Consider the following 20379-nt stretch of genomic DNA (forward strand, 5'->3'; position numbering starts at 1 on the left):
CAATGGAGTGCCGGCGATTCCAGCAGGAGCGAGCGTGCGCCCCGGTCGTGCACCGAGCGCTTCACCACATGAACTGGCCGCCGTCCACGATCAGTTTCTGCCCCGTGATGTACGCGGCCCCCTCGCCCACCAGGAACTCCAGCGCGTCCGCCATCTCGTCGGTGGCACCTATCCGGCGCTGCGGTATCTCGCTCAGCAACGCATCCATGTACTCCGGCTCGGCCAAGCGGTAGCGCGTACGCATTTCTTCCGTGTCGATCATTCCCGGAATGAGGCAGTTCACGCGGATGCTCGGAGCGAGTTCCATGGCCAGGCACTTGGTGAGATGAAGCATCCCGGCTTTGCTCGAACAGTAGTTGGCGCCGTTCGTCCGGGGCCGGATCGCTGTGGTCGCACCGATGTTGACGATGGAACCGCCGCCGGCCTCCAGCATGGCCGGGGCGAAGGCCCGCGTCATATAGAACGGGCCGGACAGATTGGTGTCCAGTACCCGGCGCCAGTCGGAGTCGGAAATCTCGAGCACCGGACGGTCGATGTTGAGACCGGCATTGTTCACCAGGACCTGCGGGACTCCGTGCTCGGTCCGTACGAGTTCCGCGAGTTCGGCGACCTCGTCCGGGTCGGACACGTCCGACCGTACGACAGACAGCCCCTTCTCCACCTCTTGCCGGGCAAGATTCGCCGACTCTTCGTCGCTGCGGTACGTGGCGACCACCCGGAATCCCATCCGGGTCAGACGGCGACTGAAAGCGAGACCAATTCCCTTGGTTCCGCCGGTAACGACGGCAAGCCTGTCAGGCGAATTCACTCGAACTCCCTTTCCTGGATGCGGCGCCGGGGACACGAACAGGGCACGCCGCCCCGCCCCGCCCCGGCACCGAGGAGGCGGGAAGGCGGGTGGGGTGACGACAGGGGTGACGGTGATGCGGTCCGGATCAGGTGCCGGCAGCGCGGGGCGGCGCCGAGCGCCGTCGCGCGGCCCCGCGCGGAACCGCACGGATGCGTGCAGCTCGCACACACGCGTGCTGCGTGGAGGGATGGGACGGGCCCGTGCATCGGCGCACGGCGCCCGGGTGGGAGATGCGGGAACGCATGGGTGCACGGACGTGAGGACCCGAAGGGTGCGTCCCACGGGCGCAGGGCCCCGTCGAAGCGATCCGGCCGCGCCCTGACGGGCGGGCGCCCCGTGTCAGACGGCCGGAGTGGTCCGCCCGACGGATCGGCGGGGCGGCAGGGGACGGGCCGGATTCACCGGGTGATGGGCTTGCGGGCCCGCAGGATGACGTCGAAGCGGCCCGGGTACTGGCGGTCGATCGGCTCGAAGCCCGCTTCGGTGTACCACTGCTCGAATTCCTGCGCCGTGTAGATACGGCCCTCGGGTGACGCGATCGTCTGGACGTACCCCGCCATGAACGCGGCGTGGGCCGGCCCGGTCTCGTCGTCGTCCTGGGCACACGCGACGATCACCATGTGACCGCCCGGCTCCAGCGCGCGGTACGTCTTCGCGAAGAGGTCGCGGACCTGATCGGGCGACCAGATCTCAAGGAAACGGGAGTAGACGACGCAGTCGTGGGACGAGGGGAACTCGTCCTTCCAGATGTCGGTCCCGACCGCGTCGATGCGCTCGGAGAGGCCCGCCTCGGCGACGCGGGCGGCGGCCATCTCCGCCACGTTGGGCAGTTCGAGGATGGTTGCCCGGAGATGCGGCCAGCGCTGCGCGAAACCGATGGAGTTGGTCCCGGTGCCTCCGCCGACGTCCAGCACCCTCTTGTACGACGAGAAGTCCACGGCGTTGACGAGGTCCTCGACCACCGAGCGGCTCTGGTGCTCCATCATGGCCGTGAAGACCTGCTCCAGGTTCTTGTCCTCCCCGAGGAGCTCGTAGAGCGTGGTCGCCGGGGAATCGGCGAGCAGTTCGCGGTGCAGCCCCTCGTTCTTGTTGCTCACCAGCGACTCGTGGAGCCAGCCCATCGGCTGGTACAGCATCTCGTGGGTGTAGCGGACGATCACCGGCATGAACGCGTCCTGGTCGCCGGCCAGCAGGTCGGTGGCCGCGGTGTTGTGGTAGCCGTCGCCCTCCTTGCGTACGAGGCCGAACGCACAGCACCCGAGGAGCAGCACGTGTCCGGCACGTTCGTGCAGCCCGAGCTCGGCGGTGATCTCGTCAAGACTGCTGCCCGGCCGGTTCTTGAGCAGGGTGAAGAGTCCAAGACGCAGGGCGGCGTGCATGAACGGGAACCTGAAGCTGGTGTACACCAGCTCCCACAGCTCGTCTAAGGCCGTCTCCGAAGATTCCTTCACGGTTTGTCCTCCACGTTTCTTGCAGGTCGCGAGCAAGCGCTTTCGGCCATGGAGCAGTCGAGTTCCGCAACGTCCGGTTCTCTCCGGCCGGTGCTCCCCGCGGAACAGACATACGTCGTGCCGCAACCGCTCACCCGCCCGTCAGTCCGCCCGAGGCGGGCGTATCACCACCGCACCGGCAGCTCTCGCACCCCCCGGATCAGCATCCCCGGGAGCCACTCCCCCGGCTCCCCGTCCGCCGCCAGGTCCGGGCAGCGCTCCAGGAGCGTGCGCAGCGCCACCTCGCCCTCGAGGCGTGCGAGGGGGGCGCCCAGGCAGAAGTGGATCCCGTGTCCGAAGGAGAGATGGTTCCGGGCGTCGCGCCGTCGTACGTCGAAGCGGTCCGGATCGGGGAAGCGCGCCGGGTCGCGGTCCGCGCCGGCCATGGCGATCAGCACGATGGCACCGCGCGGCACCCGTACGCCGCCGATCTCGGTCTCCTCCAGGGCGATGCGCGGCGTGGTGGTCTCCACCGGCCCGTCGTAGCGCAGCGTCTCCTCCACCACCCCCGACGCCAGCCCCGCCGGATCGGCCCGTACGGCCGCCAGCTGCTCGGGGTGCGCGAAGAGCGCGCGCACCGCGTTGCCGATCGTGTTGACCGTCGTCTCGTGCCCGGCAACGAGCAGCAGGAAGGCCAACGAGACCAGCTCGTCCTCGGTGAGCCGGTCGCCGCCCTCGTCGACCGTGTGGACGAGGGCGCTGAGCAGGTCCTCCCCGGGGTTCTCGCGCTTGGCGGCGATGAGCCCCATGAGATACGGCATGACCTGCTCGTACGCCTCCTTCTCCGCCTCGGGGCTGGTGGGCGCGAGGGTCTCGTTGGACCAGGCGTGGAAGGCGGCGCGGTCCAGGCCGGGGACGCCGAGCAGTTCGGAGATGACGATCATGGGGAGCGGGGAGGCGAACGCGTCGATGAGGTCGGCGCGGCGCGCTCCGTCCGCCGTCATGCGGTCCAGCAGCTCGTCGGTGATCTCCTGGACGCGGCCCCGCATCCCCTCGACCCGCCGGGCCGTGAACTCCCGCGCCACCAGCTTCCGCAGCCGGGTGTGGTGGGGCGGGTCGCTCATCAGCATGTTGGAGTTGCCGAGCATGTTCAGGGCGTACGGCGGGCTCCAGCCGGTCTGCCGCCACTCGCGCTGCCAGTCCCGGCTGAGCTGCGGGGCGGTGAAGGCCTCGCGCGCGGCCTCGTACCCGACCACGAGCCACACCCGGCCCCTGTCGGGTGTGATCACCTGGTGCACCGGACCGCGCTCGCGCAGCCGCGCGTAGGCGACGTACGGGTCGGCGGTGAAGTCGGGGCTGAGCGAGGCGAGCACCTCGATCCCGCCGGGGCTGTCGGGCCGGCCGGCTAAGTCGGGTATCGCGGGATCGGCGGCGGCTTTCTCGATCTCGGTCACGACGGAATTCCCTTCCCTCAGGCCCGGGTCACCAGCCCCCGCCGACCACTCCGAGCACGGCACCTCACTTAACAACGCCGAAGCGGGCGTGCTGCTTCGCCCCGTCACGGCCGTTCACATAGATGGTTTCTGCGGTCACAGATGGAACACCAAACCCGGTGGTCGCACAAGATGTTCAAGGTTCTCGCACCCGCACCAATGGCGTGAATCATGCGCTGCGCAACCGCTGAATCCCTGGCCACGCGGCCGGATGGTCAGGACGCGGGTGAACACAGGTCCGCCCAGTGACTTGAAGTCGCCTGATGGAAACTCTGGCATCCGGGACCCCCGCTCAACTCGAACATCGCGACGCGACGGCCGGCGGTTCGTAAGAACTCCTGAAATCGCGTCGCCGACCCGCGGGAGAACTGCCGCCGAATTTTCCGGAACACTCACGAATTTCTGACATGCCGCTGAGCCCGGCGAGATACTTCTTCGCTTGCGCCGGGCTCACGGTGTTCGGAACGGTGCGCGGCGCTCAAGCACCCGGCCCCGGTCCATGGGACCGGGGCCGGACCGCGGCTGCGCGGCTGCCCCCAGGACGCCCGCGCGGCCGCACACCGAGACGGCGGCGGCGTGAAGGCACCAAGGGGCGCGGGGAACGGGGCACGGAAGGATCCTGCGAAAGCGCAGGAGGAACGGGAAGAGTCAGCGGACCCCTGCGACCGAACGCGGGGCCACCACCTGGTCGACGATCCCGAACTCCAGGGCCTGCTCCGCCGTGAGCACGCGGTCGCGCTCGATGTCCTCGTGGACCTTGGCGGCATCACGGCCGGTGTGGCGGGCGAGGAGTCCCTCGACGAGCTCTCGCTGGCGCTGCACCTCGCGGCCGTGGATCACCAGGTCGGAGACCTGGCCCTGGCTGCCGGGGCTGTGCGGCTGCCTGAGGACGACCCGGGCCCCCGGCAGCGCCAGGCGCTTGCCGGGCGTGCCCGCGGCCAGGATCACGGCGGCCACCGAGTTGGCCTGCCCCAGGCAGACCGTCTGGATGTCGGGCTGCACGAACTGCATCGTGTCGTACACCGCGGTGAGCGACGTGAGGTCGCCGCCGGGCGAGTTGATGTAGATGGAGATGTCCCGCTCCGGATCCAGGGACTCGAGGCACAGCAACTGGGCCATGACGTCGTTCGCCACGACGTCGTCGAGCTCGTGGCCGAGGAAGATCACACGCTCCTCGAAGAGCTTCGCGTAAGGGTCGTACTCCCTGGTGCCCTGCGCGGTGCGCTCGACGAAGCGCGGCGTCACGTAGCGGCTCTCAGGGCGCAGACGGCCGGATCCGGACGGACCCGCCGCTGGGGTGGACATGGACGTGCTCACTGGACTTGGCCCTTCTGGGGGATGGCCGAACGTGCCGGTCAGGAAGGCGACTAGGCGATCGATCCCTGGGCGGGGTGATTGTCGCCCGACGTCAGGACCTCGTCGATCAGGCCGTACTCCTTGGCCTCTCGGGCGGTGAACCAGCGGTCCCGGTCGGAGTCGCGCGTGATCGTCTCGGCGTCCTGGCCGGAGTGGTAGGCGATGAGCTCGGCCATCTCCTGCTTGGTGCGGATCAGCTGGTCCATGTAGACCTTGATGTCGGAGGCCGAGCCCCCGAGGCCCGCCGAGGGCTGGTGCATCAGGATCTTGGTGTGCGGCAGCGCGAAGCGCTTGCCCTTCGTGCCGGCGGTGAGGAGGAACTGCCCCATGGAGGCACAGAATCCCATCGCGATGGTCACGACATCGTTCTTGATGTACTGCATCGTGTCGTAGACAGCCATACCCGCGGTGACCGAGCCACCCGGCGAGTGGATGTACAGGTAGATGTCACGAGTCGGATCCGAGGCGAGCATCAGCATCTGCGCAGTAATGCGGTTGGCGATTTCGTCGTCGACTTCCTTGCCCAGAAAGATGATCCGGTCGTCGAGAAGGCGATTGTAGACCGCATCCACGCCAATGCCGTCACCGTTGGCGCGGGCATAGGGCATCATCTGCTGTGCTTCGAGAGGCAACTGCCGATTGCTCATCCGTTCCACTCCTCTTGTTCGCGCGCGGCACCTTTGGCGGGACTGGGAGTCCGTCCGTCGATCCGGTGCCCACCGGGCGTAGAGACAGGTGCGCTCACCCCCGCCCCATGCATCGTAAAGCTAACACGTAATTCATCCTGCACCGTTGGGCAAAGGCGAGCGCTTCGCTGAGAGCAGAGGACGCGCACCGCGCTCAAGTGGCTTGAAAATAGGGGGATACATCTCCCTCTCCCGGGAAAAGAAGGCCCGGGCCGCGAGCCCGCCCACTCATTCATGGGCACATAGGGGAACAATCGGCGCCCGGATCAAGCCAGAACGAAATGCCGGCCCACCCGCCCACGAACAACGCACTGCCCGTTCCCCGGTGGCGACTTCATGATCACAGGTCCCGCGCGAGAGGGATGCCGACCCCGGTGTTCACTGCCCCATCTCCTTACTCTGCGTCAACACCGGTACGCACGCGACGTCAGCCGTCCGGTCGACCCACAGGCGGCAATCCGCGCAGGAAGACTGCACGTCAGACGCGCACCGAGCCCTCACCCTCGGTGGCAGCGGCCGTCCGGAACAACGCCTCGGTCATTACGGTCTGTTCGCATGACGACGGTTACGACGCGCACGGTCACTTATCCGGCCGACGGCCTGACCATGGTCAGCCACCTCGCGCTCCCGGCCGGCAGCGGCCGTCGGCCCGCGGTCCTGATCGGCCCCGAGGGACCGGGGCTGAACGACTTCCAGCGGCGCCGCGCCGACGCCCTGGCCGAACTCGGCTATGTGGCACTGGCCTTCGACATCAACGGCGGACGCTGGTTCACCGACCCCGCGGAGATGCTGGCGCGCGCCACCCCCCTGCTCCGCGCCCCGCGGAGGATGCGGGACATCGGCCACGCGGCCCTCGCCGTCCTGCGCGCCGAACCGCGCACCGACCCCGACCGGATCGCCGCCATCGGTTACGGCACCGGGGGCGCGATCGTGCTCGAACTCGGCCGCGACGGCGTCGACCTGCGGGCGATCGGCACAGTCAACGCACTCACCACCGGTCGGCCGGGCGAGGCGGCACGCATCCGGTGCCCGGTGTGGGCCGGGGTCGGATCGGAGGACCCGATCATGCCTCCGGCACAGCGCGAGGCGTTCGCCGCCGAGATACAGGATGCGGGTGTCGACTGGCGTCTCGTGCTCTACGGCGGCGCCGTGCACGCCTTCCACCACCCTCCCGTCGACCAGCCGGTGGTCCCCGGCGTCGCCCACCACCCGCGGCACGCACAGCGCGCCTGGCGCGACGTCGTGAACCTGCTCACCGAGTGCTTGCCCTTGGCGGAATGACGCACAGGGGGCCTTCCCCCGGCGGGAAGGCCCTGTGGGTTCCACCGATCGGACGGCGCAACCGAGGTGGGTGCTGGGATGCTGATCGGCGGATCGATATTCGGGACGGCAGGCGGTAGCACGGCTCCGTGCCCGGTGGGGCCGAGGAGCCGGCCCGGCTGCGGGCCGGGAACCAGACGGCTGCCGAAGGCGGCGAAGGAGTGGCGGCCGGAGCGGAAGATCCCGCGCCGGGCAGCCGCCTGTTTCGCACGGGCGGTGCAGTGAGCCCCCACCGCTGCAACCTCGTTGCCGAGGACCGCGCCGTGTTCGATGTGCAGCGGACATGCCGGGTCCTGGGTGTCTTTCGCTCCGGCTGCCACCGGCACCGGGCCACCGCACAGGCCCGCACCGCACGCCAAGCCGATCGGGCCGCCGCGGCCGCCGGGATCCGGCAGATCCGCGCCGGCCGTCACGGCGCCTGCCGGGCCCCGCGGATCCACGCCGAACCAGGGCCCGGCATCGGGAGATCCACCGCAAGCGGGTCGCCCGGCCGATGCGTGTCGACCACATCGTCGGCCGTCATCCGCGGCGCGAGAGCGGACCACGAGCGCGGACAGGACGGCCCCGCCCGCACCGGACCCGGTGATGCGCGACTTCACCGCCACGGCGTTCGCCCCCCGGCGGTGCGGCGACCTCACCCGTACCGTTGCCGGCTCGTCGCGCAGGTTCCCGGCGGCGTCATCGGCATCCGCTGTCCTCGCGTGACCGGCTGGTCCGTCGCCGACCACCCGCGCACCCGGCTCGTCACCGACGCACGCCTGCGGCGGCCGGGACGACGGAGTCGCCTTTCGCGCGGGCAGCGGCACCCGGTACGTCAGCCGGGACTTCGCCGGGGTCTGCCGCCGGCACGGCATCCGCCGCAGCACGGGGCGTATCGGCTCGAGCTCCGGCGAGGCCCCGGCCGAGTCGTCAGGCGCACCGCCTCGCCATCACCGTGAAGGCGCACGCGCCCAGCAGGTCACACAAGGGCTTCGTCCGCCGCTCGTGCTTCAGCAGGTACGCGGTCGCCTCTGTGCGGCGAGGTCGTGCCTCTCGCCGCCGGACTCTCCCCGGTCACCGCCTGGCTGCTGGTTCCCGACAGGACATCGTCCCTGCGAGGTGATGTCTCGAGTGACCACCACACCACCCAAGAGGCACACCTCTCGAACCAGCAGGTCAGACGACCTCTGCGAGCCGTTCAAGGCTCGCGGGGCGCTCCACGGCGCGCGCTTCGGGACACAGGTCGAGCACCGCCGGCCACCTGGGAAACCCAAGAAAGCAGCAGGTCAGAGTGCCTTTGCAGCAGGCTCGAGAACAGCCACGCACTCCACGTGGTGCGTCATCGGGAACAGGTCGAACACCCGCAGCGTCCGCACCCGGTACCCCCCGTCCCGGAAGTACCCCAGATCCCGCGCCAGCGCGGCCGGGTCGCAGGCCACGTACGCGATCCGCCGCGCGCCCAGCGACGCCAGGTGGGAGACCGTCTTGCGGCCGGCCCCGGCCCGCGGCGGGTCGAGGACGACGAGGTCGACCTCGGTGATGCCGGTGCGCGGGAGCACCGACTCGACCTTGCCCTGCTCGATGCGGACGCGGTCGAACTCGGCGAGGTTGTGCCGGGCGTCCTCCACCGCGCGCTTGCTCGACTCGATGCCGAGGACCGCGCCCTGCTCGCCGAGGCGGTCGGCGAGGGCGCCCGCGAAGAGGCCGACGCCGCAGTACAGGTCGAGGGCCGTCTCGCCCTTGCGGGGCAGCAGCCCCTGCATGACCGCCGTCACCAGGGTGTCGGCGGCCTTCGGGTGGACCTGCCAGAAGCCGCCGTTGCCGACCCGGTGGGTGCGGCCGTCGGCGCGCTCGCGGACGAAGGGGCGGCCGTGGACGCGGTGGACGCCGCCGGAGCGCTCGTCCACGCGCAGCACCGACACCGGGCGGTCGAGTTCCACGAGCGGCAGCCGCGCGCCCGGCTTCGGGGTCAGCACGACCTGGCGGTCCTGCGAGCCCGTCGCCGCGATCGCCTCGACGGAGTCCATGCCCGTCCAGTCGCGCTTCTCGATGCCGAGCTCGCTGACGCCCTCGGCGGCGATCATGCAGTGGTCGATGGGCTCGATCTCGTGCGAGCGGTGGCGGCGCAGGCCCGCGCGGCCGTCGGCGGTGATCGCGTACTGCACGCGGGTGCGCCAGGACGGGACCTGGCCGGCGGGCACCTTGTCGCCCTCGGCGGGCACCACCGTGCCGTCCCAGCCGGCCTCCTCGGGCGTCAGCCCGGCCAGCCGCTGGAGCTGCTCGGCGACGACCTCGCCCTTCAGGCGCCGCTGCGCCCCGGGCTTGGCGTGCTGCCAGTCGCAGCCGCCGCAGCGGCCGGGGCCGGCGAACGGGCAGGGCGCGTCGATGCGGTCCTTGGAGGCGTCCAGGATCGTGACCGCGTCGGCGCGCAGGAAGCGGGCGCCCTCCTCGCCCTCCGTGACCCGCGCCACGACCCGCTCGCCGGGCAGCGCGTGCCGGACGAACAGCACCTGGCCCTCGGACGTACGGGCGATGCAGTGGCCGCCGTGGGCGACGGGGCCGATCTCGACCTCGTACTCCTCCCCCACCAGCGACTTCCTCGGTTCTGCCTGCATGGCGGGGTGACTCCACTACTTCGGCGAAAGGACGGGCGGACAACAGCCCACCAGTCTACTGGGACGGCGAGGAGTCCTTCGCCCGCTCCTCCGCCGGACCGCGCCGCACCGCGCCCGGCGCGCGCTTGCTCCACTCCTGCTCCCTGCGGGCGCGGCGCTTGGCCGCCTCGGAGGACTGGAGCTGGTACGGCACCGAGGTCACCATGACGCCCGGCGTGAACAGCAGCCGGCCCTTGAGCCGCAGCGCGCTCTGGTTGTGCAGCAGGTGCTCGTACCAGTGGCCGACCACGTACTCGGGGATGATCACGGCCACCGCGTCGCGCGGCGACTCCTTGCGCAGGCTCTTGACGTACTCGATGACCGGCCGCGTGATCTCGCGGTACGGCGAGTCCAGGACCTTCAGCGGGACGTCGATGCCGCGCCGCTCCCACTCGTCGCGCAGCGCCTTGGTCTCCGCCGGGTCGACGTTGACGCTGAGCGCCTCCAGGGTGTCCGAGCGCAGCAGCTTGGCGTAGGCGAGCGCGCGCAGCGTCGGGCGGTGGATCTTGGAGATCAGGACGACGGAGTGGACGCGGGACGGCCGCACGATGTCGTCGCTCGGGCCCTCCGGCGCGGCGATCTCCGCGGAGACGCGGTCGTAGTGCTTGCGGATCGCGGTCATCGTCACGTAGAAGATCACCATGCCGAGCAGCGCGACCCAGGCGCCGTGCGTGAACTTGGTGACGAGGACGACGACCAGCACCAGGCCGGTGAAGAAGGCGCCGAAGGCGTTGATGGCCCGCGAGCGGATCATGTGGCGGCGCTTGGCCTGGTCCCGCTCCGCGGCCAGGTGGCGGTTCCAGTGCCGGACCATGCCGATCTGGCTGAGCGTGAAGGACACGAACACGCCGACGATGTACAGCTGGATCAGGCGCGTGGAGTCGGCGCCGTAGATCCACACCAGGAGCATGGCCGCGCCGGCCAGCAGCACGATGCCGTTGGAGAAGGCGAGGCGGTCGCCGCGGGTGTGGAGCTGGCGCGGCAGGTAGCGGTCCTGCGCGAGGATCGAGCCGAGCAGCGGGAAGCCGTTGTAGGCGGTGTTCGCGGCGAGGAACAGCACCAGCGCCGTGGCGGCGGCCAGCACGATGAACAGGATGCTGCCGTCCCCGAACACGGCCTCGGCGACCTGCGAGATCACCGGGTTCTGGACGTAGTCGGGGCCGACCGGGACGCCGTCGCGGACCAGGTCGACGGCCGGCTTCTCGGCCATCCGGACGTGGGTGGCGGCGGCCAGCGCGATGATGCCGCAGAACATGGTGACGGCGAGCAGGCCCATGAGCGCCAGCGTGGTCGCGGCGTTCCTCGACTTGGGTCGGCGGAACGCCGGGACGCCGTTGGAGATCGCCTCGACGCCGGTGAGCGCGGCGCAGCCGGAGGAGAAGGCGCGCAGGAGGAGGAAGACCAGGGCGAAGCCCGCGAGGCCCGGGTGCTCCGGTTTGATCTCCAGGTCCGCCGTCGGGGCCCGCATCTCGTCGCCGAGCACGATCCCGCGGAACGCCCCCCACGCGATCATGGTGAAGACGCCGGCCACGAAGACGTAGGTCGGGATGGCGAAGAGGGTGCCCGATTCCTTGACGCCGCGCAGGTTCATCAGCGTCAGCAGCAGGATGACGGCGATCGCGCAGAAGACCTTGTGCTCGACGACGAACGGGATCGCGGAGCCGAGGTTCTCGATGCCGGAGGAGATGGACACGGCGACGGTGAGGACGTAGTCGACGAGCAGGGCGCTCGCCACCGTCAGGCCGGCCCGGGGCCCGAGGTTGGTGTTGGCCACCTCGTAGTCGCCGCCGCCGCTCGGGTAGGCGTGCACGTTCTGCCGGTAGGAGGCGACCACCGTGAACATCAGCACCACGACCGCCGCCGCGATCCAGGGGCTGAAGTGGTACGCCGACACCCCCGCGATGGACAGCACCAGCAGGACCTCGCCGGGCGCGTACGCCACGGAGGACAGCGGGTCGGAGGCGAAGACGGGTAGTGCGATGCGCTTCGGCAGGAGCGTTTCCCCGAGCCGGTCACTGCGCAGTGCGCGCCCGATCAGGATCCGTTTGGGCACGTCGGTCAGTTTGGACACAACAGAGGATCGTAGGCCTTCGAACGCGAGGTCGCCCACCCGCCACCCCCGCCCCGCGGGCCCTCTGCCCTCCGGGTGAAATCGTGGAGCCGTGCGGCTGCGGATTCCGCAGGCCGTGGCGATGGCATGGCTATATGACTGATCCTGCCCTTTTCCCCGGCCGTTGCCGCTCCCAGGAGGTTCCATGCACGCGACCGCAGAGCTGATCGGTGCCGCAGTCGCGCTCCTCGGCCTCGGAATCCTGATCCGCGCGAGCGTGCGCAGCATCAGCCGTCGTTGACTGCTTCTTTGCCGTGTCTTGCCGATACGTTGGACAGCAGCGCGCCCGCGGGGCCGCCCGGCCCCCGGGAGGCGTCAGGATTCCGCCACAGCGGCATGATGGTGCCCGGCGGCCCCGTACGGAGGCCGTGCCGTGTTGCCCGGCGAGCCGAGAGAGAGACATGAGCAGAACAGTGACGCGGGCCGTCGGGTCCGTGGGAAGCGTGGTGTGAGGCCGTGCACATCGTCATCATGGGCTGCGGCCGAGTGGGTTCCGCTCTGGCGCAGACCCTGGAGGAACAGGGGCACACGGTCGCGGTGATCGACCAGGACCCCACCGCGTTCCGCCGCCTGGGCTCCTCGTTCGGCGGTCGCCGGGTCACCGGGGTCGGCTTCGACCAGGACACGCTGCGCGAGGCGGGCATCGAGGAGGCCGGCGCCTTCGCCGCGGTCTCCAGCGGTGACAACTCCAACATCATCGCCGCGCGCGTGGCCCGCGAGATGTTCGGCGTGGAGAACGTGGCGGCCCGCATCTACGACCCCCGGCGCGCCGAGGTCTACCAGCGCCTGGGCATCCCCACCGTCGCCACCGTCCGCTGGACGGCCGACCAGATGCTGCGCCGCCTGCTCCCCTCGGGCGCCGAGCCGCTGTGGCGCGATCCCACCGGTGGCGTCCAGCTCGCCGAGGTGCACGCCTCCACGGCCTGGGTGGGGCACAAGATCAGCAAGCTCCAGGAGGAGACCGGCGTGCGCGTCGCGTTCCTCACCCGGCTCGGCGAGGCGATGCTGCCCACCTCGCAGACGGTGCTGCAGGAAGGCGACCTGGTGCATGTGATGATGCGCACCGACGAGGTCGACAAGGTCGAGGCGGCTTTCGCCAAGGGACCCGAAGAGGAGGGCGGTCACTGATGAGGGTCGCCATTGCCGGAGCCGGGGCGGTCGGCCGCTCCATCGCGGGCGAGCTGCTGGAGAACGGCCACGAGGTCCTGCTCGTCGACAAGGCGCCGACCGCGATCTCGGTCGAGCGCGTCCCGCAGGCCGAGTGGCTGCTCGCCGACGCCTGCGAGATCACCTCCCTGGACGAGGCGGCGCTCCAGCGCTGCAACGTCGTCATCGCCGCGACCGGCGACGACAAGGTCAACCTCGTCGTCTCGCTGCTGGCGAAGACGGAGTACGGCGTCCCGCGGGTCGTCGCCCGGGTCAACAACCCCAAGAACGAGTGGCTGTTCAACGAGTCCTGGGGCGTGGACGTCGCCGTCTCCACGCCGCGCCTGATGTCGGCCCTGGTCGAGGAGGCGGTGAGCGTCGGCGACCTGGTCCGCCTGCTCCGCTTCAGCCACGGCGACGCCAACCTCGTCGAGCTGACCCTGCCGGAGGAGTCGGCCCTGGCCGGCACCCAGGTCGGTGACGTCGAGTGGCCCCAGGACACCTCCCTGGTCACCATCATCCGCGGCACCCGCGTGCTGACCCCGACCCAGGAGGACTCCCTGGAGGCGGGCGACGAACTCCTCTTCGTGGCCGCCCAGGCCCGCGAGGAGCAGCTGGAGGACCTGCTGTCCGTGCGGCGCCGGGACACGGCGGGCTGACCGCCGCCACGGCCCGCGGCACAGGAGGAGGGGCGCCCCGGAAGTCCGGGGCGCCCCTCCTCCTGTGCGAGCCGGTGTCCTACGCGTCCTTGCGGTGCCGTCCGCCGGTCGCCCCGTCGCCCTCGGCGGCCCGCGCCGCCTGCCGCTCCTGCTCGGCGCGCTCCTCCGCCTCCATCTCGGCGAAGACGTCGATCGGTGCGGGCGCCTTCGCCAGGAAGACCCACGTCAGCCACACGGCGAGCAGGAACGGCGGGATCTTCAGCGCGACCAGCACCCAGCCCAGCTGGGTGGTGTCGGCCCACCAGTACAGCGGGAAGAGGATCGCGCACTTGGCGAGCAGGATCAGGCCCCAGGCCCAACTGGCCTTGGCGTACGCCTTCTTGCGGCCCGGGTTGCGGGTGCGCCAGGAGAGGTTCTCCTTGAAGACCGGGCCGAGGATGAGTCCGATCAGCGGGACCCCGCACAGGGTGGTGACGATGTACGCGAGTCCCAGGCCCAGCGTGTAGAGCATGCCGGGCAGGTAGAAGTCCTTCGCGTTGCCGGTCATCATCGCGAAGACGACGCCGAAGGCGACGCCGAAGACCCCGCTGAAGGCGTGCTTGACGGTGTCCTTCATCGCCAGCCGGACCACCACCAGCACCAGCGACACCGCGAGCGCGGCGATCGCCGACAGGTGGAGGTCCTTGTTGATCGTGTAGATGGTGACGAAGAGGAGACCGGGCAGCACCGTCTCGACCATGCCCCGGACACCGCCGAACGCCTCGAACAGCGCGGCCTCCGTCACCGCCCGGGCATCGTCGGCAGATGTGTCGTCGGTCGGCTTGTCGAGTGACGTCACGGGCTACTCCCGTCCGAGGGGTCTCAGTTCGTACTTGGGGTTGAACAGCACCCGGCGGCCCCGGCTCATGGAGATCCGGCCCGATGCGATCAGCTTGCGGCCCGGCTCTATCCCCGTGATGGAGCGCCGGCCCAGCCACACCACGTCCAGCGCGGCGGAGCCGTCGAACAGCTCGGCCTCCAGGGCCGGGACTCCGGCACGCGGGCGCAGGGTGACCGTGCGCAAGGTACCAGTAACCGTCACGATCTGGCGGTCCTGGCAGTCGCCGATCCGTATGCAGCCGGCGGTCTCCGCGTCCTCCCGCAGCTCCTCGGACTCCAGGTCCTCCTGCGACGAGGAGAGCCGGTCGAGCATGCGCCGGAACCGGCCCGCCGACTTCTCGGAACGAGGAACAGCACTCATATCTGAAGCGTACCGGGGTGCGCCGGCGGCTTCGTCACCCCGGTGCGCCGCTCCGCGCCGGCCGCTCCCGGCCGTCCGCCGGGCACTGTCCTGACCTGCTCTTCCGCGGCCGGGTCCCGGCGGTCAGGCCGGGTTGTCCCCGTGGGTGAGCGTCTCCCAGGCGACGAAGAGGTTGTTGCTGCCCGCCTGGCGGTTGCGCTCGGTCAGCGCCTGGGTGTTGGTCATGGCGTGGCCGAGACGGTGGTGCAGCGCGTCGAGGCCGACCTCGGTGACCGGCCCGAGCCCGAGGTGCAGGGAGCCGCCGCACAGCCGGCTCGGGACGGCCGTGCCCCGTTCGTCCTTCGCCTGGAAGCCGAGCGCGTGCCGCAGCCGCTCCCCGACGCCCGTGCCGTACAGGTCCTGCCCCTGGATGCGGCTGGTCCCGGCGACGTGCGAGACGGCGGACAGGCCGTACCCGGTGTGCGTGAAGTCGCGGCAGGTCTTCTGGGTGAGCCCGGTGACGAAGGTGGACTGGCCCTGCCGGTACCGGACGATCTCGTCCCGGGTGTCGAGGTTCTGGCCGGGCACGGTCTTCGGCAGGTCGCCGTCGGAGGCGAGGTAGACGTAGGCGGCCGTCCGGGCGCGGAACCTGGCCATGGCCCTGTCGTACGCCGCCTTGTCCTCCAGGAAGACGGAGATGCCGACGGCGGCCTCCGTCATCGACAGCTCCCAGTTGCCGTTGGAGTTCGAGCCGTTGACGATCTCGGGGAGGTAGACGTCCCGCGGCATGGTCGCGAAGCGGCCGGAGCCGGCCCAGGTGCCGGGGTAGGTGTGCTTGATGATCTCGGCGGCCTTCGGCCAGGAGGAGCCGGCCCAGCAGGTCTGCAGGGGCGCGTTGCTGTCGGTGTGGTCCCGGAGCACGGCGGACCAGGCGTCCATCAGCTCGATGGCCTTCCTCGCGTGCCGTTCGTCGCGGGTGACGTACCAGGCGAGGGCCTGCGTGTAGGCGGCCAGGGCGTCCTCGCGCTCGTCGGTGCAGCCGTGGTCGGGACGGGAGTACGAGCCGCACTCGACGACCGCGCGGGGCTCGGGCGTGCGGTTCAGGTCGGCGTACCTGCTCGCCGTCATCTGGTCGAAGGCGCCCTTCCACGGCTGGGCACCGGCGGCGACCCGGCCGCGCGCGAAGTCCAGCTGGGCCCGGGAGACGGTGACGCCGGGGTGGACGAAGGCGGCGGGCGCGGCCTCGGCGCGGCCGGTGTCCGGCCCGAGGAGGAGGGTGCCGACCAGGGCGGTGGTCAGGGCGGCGAACAGCGCGGCACGCGGTCCGCGGCGGCGTGCGGGAGCAGGGGGCATGTGGGGGGCCGTCCGTTCTCGTCCGTGAACGATGAGCGCGCCTTTGAACGCGCGGGATGGCCGGTGACGCCAGGTACAGACCAATAGAACGTCAAGGGTCCGCGCACCCCCGGCCGCGCGCGGGCACGAAAAAGGGCCGTACCCGTGCGGGGTACGGCCCTTGTCTGCGCGCCCGCGGCCGGCGGGCCTCGGCGCTTCCGGGGTCAGCGGACCTCGGTGATCTCCGGACCGCGCTGCAGCTGTCCCATGCCGCCGGCGAAGCGCGAGCCCTGGTCCTCCTGCTGCACGCCCTCGGGAACCATCTGGGCGTCGTTCGGCAGCTTCAGGACGATCGGGTCGCGGGGCGCCATCGGGCCCTCGCCGCGGACCACGACCGTGTCGCGGAAGATCTGCTCCAGCAGCCCGGCGGCCTGCGGCTGCACCGCGCCCTGACCCGAGATGACACCGCGCAGGAACCACCGCGGACCGTCCACGCCGACGAACCGCACGACCTGGAAGCCGCTGGTGCCGTCCGGCAGCTGCACCGGCACCTGGGCCCGCAGCTCCCAGCCCAGCGGCCCCTCCACCTCGTCGACGATGCCGCCCTGCTGGGTGATGCCGGCGCCGATCTCCTCGCGCACCTCGCCCCAGATGCCCTCGCGCTTGGGCGCGGCGAAGGCCTGCAGCTGGATGGCGCTGTCCCGGAGCACGACGGTGGCCGCGACGATCGCGTCGCCCGCGACCTCGACCCGCAGCTCCATGCCGTCGACGCCCGGCACGAACAGACCGCCCAGATCGACCCGGCCCTCGCCGGGCTCGCGGACCTCGGAGCTGTCCCACGGCCCGTCGGGCCGCGGCGCCGGCTCCAGCCTCAGGCGCTCCGCCTCTGCGTCCGCGTCGGTGTCGACACCGTCGACGACCTGCTCGGCCTCGCCGGCCGCGTCCTCGGCGGCACCCTTCTTCTTGCGACGTCCGAACACGTCACTGTCCTTCCCGGTCGGATACGACCGAAGCGTATCGATTCCCACCCGCCTGGCCGCCCGCGGCGGCCTGACCGCTTGTGCCGCTCGTCCCGCCCACGGCGGCATGGCCGCCGGTGGACCCGAAGCCCCCCTCGGCCCGCGCCGAGTCGGGAAGCTCCGCGACCTCCTGGAAGCGGACCCTCTCGACCTGCTGGACGACCAGTTGGGCGATCCGGTCGAAGCGCTCGAACCGCACGGGCTCGCGCGGGTCGAGATTCACCACGATCACCTTGATCTCCCCACGGTACCCGGCATCGACCGTCCCCGGGGCATTCACGAGGGCGACGCCGCAGCGGGCGGCCAGGCCGGATCGCGGGTGCACGAAGGCCGCGTACCCCTCCGGCAGGGCCACAGACACCCCGGTGGGCAGCACGGCCCGTTCGCCGGGCGCCAGTTCGCACGCCTCGGTGGTGCGCAGATCGGCACCCGCGTCCCCCGGGTGCGCGTACGCCGGAAGCGGTACGTCCGGGTCGACGCGCCGGATCAGCACGTCCACGGGAGCGCGGCTCACGGGTTCACCTCGAAGGCACGGGCGCGCCGGACCTGGTCCGGGTCGTTCATGGCGGCCCGGATCTCCTCCTCGCGGCCGTGGTCGACGAAGTGGTCGACCTTGACCTCGATGAAGAGCGCGTCGGCGCGGACGGCGACGGGGCCGTCGGGGCCGCCGATGCGCCCGGTGGCGGTGCAGTAGATCTTCCGGCCGGCCACCGCCGTGACCTCCGCCCGCAGGAACAGGGTGGTGCCGACGGGCACCGGCCGGACGAAGTCGGTCTCCAGCCGCCCGGTCACGGCGATCGTGCGCAGCAGCCAGTTCAGCGAGCCCAGCGTCTCGTCCAGCGCGCTGGCGAGCACCCCGCCGTGCGCGAGGCCGGGAGCGCCCTGGTGGGCGGGGCGCACGGTGAACTCGGCGGTGAGGGACACGCCCTCGCCGGCCCGTGCCTCCAGGTGCAGCCCGTGGGGCTGCTCGCCGCCACAGCCGAAGCACTGGCCGTAGTGCGCGCCCAGGAGCTCGCCGGGCGCGGGGGCCTCGGGGTGCCGCACCGGTGTCACGGCGTCGGCCGGAGGCTGAAGAGCTGCGGAAGTACCACTCACAGGCGCAGACCTTACCCGCGCGTCGGCGTCCTCCCGACACCGTGCCAAGCTTGGTTCCATGCAGCTCTCCGCCGCCCCGTACGAAGAACGCCTCACCGCCCCCCGGTCCTGGTGGCTGCTCTCCTGCCTGGTGGGCGTCTCGATGGCCCTGGTCCTCGCGCCGTTCGGCACGCTGCCGCTGCTCGGCGGCCTGGCCGGCGGCACCGCGGTCGCCGCGGTCGTCGCCAGTTCCTACGGCTCGGTCCGCATCCGCGTGGTCGGCGGCCTGCTCGTCGCGGACGAGGCGAAGATCCCGGTGGCGGCGCTCGGCGAGGCGGAGGTCCTGGACGCCGAGGAGGCCCGCGCCTGGCGCATGCACAAGGCCGACCCCCGCGCCTTCATGCTGCTGCGCGCCTACATCCCCACGGCGCTGCGCGTCCCGGTCACCGACCCCGAGGACCCGACGCCGTACGTCTACCTGTCCACCCGTGAGCCGGAGCGCCTGGCCGAGGCGCTGCGGGCGGCGAGGGACGCGGCCTAGAACACCCGGCCGTACGCGTACACCGGCGCCACCGGCCGCCCCGCGCGTCCTCCGCGCCCCTTCCCGCGGCCCCGGGTGTCCTCGGTCCGGCGGTCTCAGCGCCCGTCGTCCTCGCCGCGGCCCTCGTAGTCCTTGACGGCGTCCTCGGCGATCGCCTCGACGTCCAGGGCGTGCGCCGGGCGCTCCAGGGCGGGCAGGCCGGCGAGCGCGTCCCACGGCACCTGCATCGTCCGCAGGTCCGCCCGGACCCGGTCGGCGAGCTTCCTGGTGTCGCGGCGGTTCATGGCCGCGCCCACGGCGGCCCCCACCATGAACGGCATCAGGTTGGGCAGGTTGCGGACCGTCCGCTTCATGATCCGCTGGCGCAGTTCGCGCTTCATGCGGCTGTTCATCGCCGCGCTCACCGTGGACGGCTTGGCCGCGTCGATGCCGCGCTCCTCCGTCCACGCGTTCAGGTACGCGGTGCTGCGCTCCTTGAGGTTGCCGGCCGGGCGCACGCCGTACACCTCGTGGAGTTCGGCGATCAGCTTCAGCTCGATCGCCGCGACCCCGGTGATCTCGGCGGCCAGCTCCGTCGGCATGGCGGGCGGCACGGGCAGCATCGCCGCCGCCCCGACCCCCGCTCCGACGGTGGCGGTCGCCTTCGCCGCCCCCGCCACGAGCTTGTCCGCGAGCTGCTCGGGCCCGAGGCCCGGGAACTGCCGGCGGAGCGTCGCCAGGTCCCGTACGGGGATCCGCGGGGCCAGGTCGATGATCCGGTCGGCGAGGTACGCGAGCCCCGCCCGTGCCCGGTCCCCGCCCTTGCGGGCGCTGTCCCGGGCCTTGTCCCGGAAGGCCGCCGCCCTTCTGCGGGCGGCCGGCTCCGGACGAGCCGGAAGGGCCCCGGTCCCGGTGGCGGGCACGGGGGCCTCCGCGGCGGCCGGGAGGTCACCCCGGCCGGCTGCCGGTTCGAGCGAGGCCGCCCCCGTGTCGGTGGAGGCCCGCTCGTCGTCACGCGTGCCGTGCTGCGGGCCGTCGGACGGCCCTTCGTCCGCTCCCCGCCGGGAGAAGCGGCGCTTCCGAGGAGGGGTCGAGCCAGTCACGGCCGACCCGCCCTCAGTCGCAGTCGCGGCAGATCGGCTGGCCGTTCTTCTCGCGGGCCAGCTGGCTGCGGTGGTGGACCAGGAAGCAGCTCATGCAGGTGAACTCGTCCTGCTGCTTCGGCAGGACCCGGACGGCCAACTCCTCGTTCGAGAGGTCGGCGCCGGGCAGTTCGAGGCCCTCGGCGGCCTCGAACTCGTCGACGTCCACGGCGGAGGCCGACTTGTCGTTTCGTCGAGCCTTCAGCTCTTCGAGGCTGTCCGAGTCGACGTCGTCGTCGGTCTTGCGTGGAGTGTCGTAATCGGTTGCCATGTCGCTCTCCCCCTCTGGGTGTCTGCGGTGTCTCCAGCGCACGTAACGCGTGAGAGGCCGGACTTGTGCCCGACCCGAGGCGGAGATTTTGCCTCACATCAAGGTCTGTTACTCAATCG

General features: G+C 71.2%; 19 protein-coding genes. 4 read left to right on the forward strand and 15 right to left on the reverse strand.

From position 1 onward, the window contains the following. Positions 1–61 precede the first annotated feature (61 nt). The 5 genes from ACIF8T_RS15320 to ACIF8T_RS15340 all read right to left on the reverse strand — a co-directional run bounded on the left by ACIF8T_RS15320 (position 62) and on the right by ACIF8T_RS15340 (position 5737). Complete coding sequence (locus ACIF8T_RS15320; RefSeq protein ID WP_400035099.1) at positions 62–808, reverse strand: SDR family NAD(P)-dependent oxidoreductase; 747 nt, start codon at positions 806–808, stop codon at positions 62–64. 440 nt (positions 809–1248) lie between these two features. Continuing rightward, the gene (locus ACIF8T_RS15325) at positions 1249–2301 is read right to left on the reverse strand and encodes a methyltransferase (protein ID WP_400035101.1); all 1053 of its coding nucleotides are present in this window, start codon (positions 2299–2301) and stop codon (positions 1249–1251) included. Positions 2302–2465: 164 nt separating this feature from the next. Beyond that, the gene (locus tag ACIF8T_RS15330; protein WP_400035340.1) at positions 2466–3659 is read right to left on the reverse strand and encodes a cytochrome P450; all 1194 of its coding nucleotides are present in this window, start codon (positions 3657–3659) and stop codon (positions 2466–2468) included. A 762-nt stretch (positions 3660–4421) separates the two neighbouring features. After that, the gene (locus ACIF8T_RS15335; RefSeq protein ID WP_400035103.1) at positions 4422–5078 is read right to left on the reverse strand and encodes an ATP-dependent Clp protease proteolytic subunit; all 657 of its coding nucleotides are present in this window, start codon (positions 5076–5078) and stop codon (positions 4422–4424) included. Between the two features lie 62 nt (positions 5079–5140). After that, the gene (locus ACIF8T_RS15340; protein WP_400035342.1) at positions 5141–5737 is read right to left on the reverse strand and encodes an ATP-dependent Clp protease proteolytic subunit; all 597 of its coding nucleotides are present in this window, start codon (positions 5735–5737) and stop codon (positions 5141–5143) included. Between the two features lie 633 nt (positions 5738–6370). On the opposite strand from ACIF8T_RS15340, the gene ACIF8T_RS15345 reads away from it, so the two are divergent. Then, positions 6371–7096, forward strand: coding sequence for a dienelactone hydrolase family protein (locus ACIF8T_RS15345; RefSeq protein WP_400035105.1), 726 nt, complete (start codon positions 6371–6373; stop codon positions 7094–7096). A gap of 1304 nt (positions 7097–8400) precedes the next feature. Here the strand turns inward: ACIF8T_RS15345 and ACIF8T_RS15350 are convergent. Together ACIF8T_RS15350 and ACIF8T_RS15355 are read right to left on the reverse strand one after the other, a co-directional pair. Beyond that, positions 8401–9729: a class I SAM-dependent RNA methyltransferase gene (locus ACIF8T_RS15350; protein ID WP_400035107.1), complete on the reverse strand. Its 1329-nt coding sequence runs from the start codon at positions 9727–9729 to the stop codon at positions 8401–8403. A 55-nt stretch (positions 9730–9784) separates the two neighbouring features. Further along, positions 9785–11839 carry an APC family permease gene (locus tag ACIF8T_RS15355; RefSeq protein WP_400035109.1) on the reverse strand — a complete coding sequence of 685 codons (2055 nt, stop codon included), beginning with the start codon at positions 11837–11839 and terminating at the stop codon, positions 9785–9787. A 495-nt stretch (positions 11840–12334) separates the two neighbouring features. On the opposite strand from ACIF8T_RS15355, the gene ACIF8T_RS15360 reads away from it, so the two are divergent. Then, a complete protein-coding gene (locus tag ACIF8T_RS15360; RefSeq protein WP_400035111.1) occupies positions 12335–13006 on the forward strand; it encodes an NAD-binding protein in 672 nt (223 codons plus the stop codon). Beyond that, the gene (locus tag ACIF8T_RS15365; RefSeq protein ID WP_400035113.1) at positions 13006–13683 is read left to right on the forward strand and encodes a potassium channel family protein; all 678 of its coding nucleotides are present in this window, start codon (positions 13006–13008) and stop codon (positions 13681–13683) included. The genes ACIF8T_RS15360 and ACIF8T_RS15365 overlap by 1 nt, the downstream gene beginning before the upstream one ends. Positions 13684–13762: 79 nt before the next feature. On the opposite strand, the gene ACIF8T_RS15370 is transcribed toward ACIF8T_RS15365, so the two are convergent. The 6 genes from ACIF8T_RS15370 to ACIF8T_RS15395 all read right to left on the reverse strand — a co-directional run bounded on the left by ACIF8T_RS15370 (position 13763) and on the right by ACIF8T_RS15395 (position 18348). Continuing rightward, complete coding sequence (locus ACIF8T_RS15370; protein ID WP_400035115.1) at positions 13763–14521, reverse strand: DUF3159 domain-containing protein; 759 nt, start codon at positions 14519–14521, stop codon at positions 13763–13765. Between the two features lie 3 nt (positions 14522–14524). Further along, entirely contained in the window at positions 14525–14923 is a 399-nt protein-coding gene (locus ACIF8T_RS15375; protein ID WP_400035117.1) for an OB-fold nucleic acid binding domain-containing protein, read from the reverse strand. A gap of 123 nt (positions 14924–15046) precedes the next feature. After that, positions 15047–16255: an alginate lyase family protein gene (locus tag ACIF8T_RS15380; protein WP_400035119.1), complete on the reverse strand. Its 1209-nt coding sequence runs from the start codon at positions 16253–16255 to the stop codon at positions 15047–15049. 203 nt (positions 16256–16458) lie between these two features. Further along, positions 16459–17214 (reverse strand): DUF3710 domain-containing protein, encoded by a 756-nt coding sequence (locus ACIF8T_RS15385; protein WP_400035121.1) that lies wholly within the window; start codon positions 17212–17214, stop codon positions 16459–16461. A gap of 1 nt (position 17215) precedes the next feature. Beyond that, positions 17216–17767: a dUTP diphosphatase gene (gene dut, locus ACIF8T_RS15390; protein WP_400035123.1), complete on the reverse strand. Its 552-nt coding sequence runs from the start codon at positions 17765–17767 to the stop codon at positions 17216–17218. Then, complete coding sequence (locus ACIF8T_RS15395; RefSeq protein ID WP_400035125.1) at positions 17764–18348, reverse strand: PaaI family thioesterase; 585 nt, start codon at positions 18346–18348, stop codon at positions 17764–17766. Before ACIF8T_RS15395 ends, dut begins: the two co-directional genes overlap by 4 nt. A 58-nt stretch (positions 18349–18406) precedes the next feature. Between ACIF8T_RS15395 and ACIF8T_RS15400 the strand changes: the two genes are divergently transcribed. After that, positions 18407–18868, forward strand: coding sequence for a DUF3093 domain-containing protein (locus tag ACIF8T_RS15400; protein WP_400035127.1), 462 nt, complete (start codon positions 18407–18409; stop codon positions 18866–18868). 95 nt (positions 18869–18963) lie between these two features. On the opposite strand, the gene ACIF8T_RS15405 is transcribed toward ACIF8T_RS15400, so the two are convergent. Further along, positions 18964–19950 carry a hypothetical protein gene (locus ACIF8T_RS15405; protein ID WP_400035129.1) on the reverse strand — a complete coding sequence of 329 codons (987 nt, stop codon included), beginning with the start codon at positions 19948–19950 and terminating at the stop codon, positions 18964–18966. A gap of 13 nt (positions 19951–19963) precedes the next feature. Then, positions 19964–20260 carry a DUF4193 domain-containing protein gene (locus tag ACIF8T_RS15410; RefSeq protein ID WP_003993510.1) on the reverse strand — a complete coding sequence of 99 codons (297 nt, stop codon included), beginning with the start codon at positions 20258–20260 and terminating at the stop codon, positions 19964–19966. Between the last annotated feature and the right edge of the window lie 119 nt (positions 20261–20379).

It is taken from the genome of Streptomyces sp. NPDC085946 (assembly GCF_044540485.1).
In the GTDB taxonomy this organism is placed as follows: domain Bacteria; phylum Actinomycetota; class Actinomycetes; order Streptomycetales; family Streptomycetaceae; genus Streptomyces.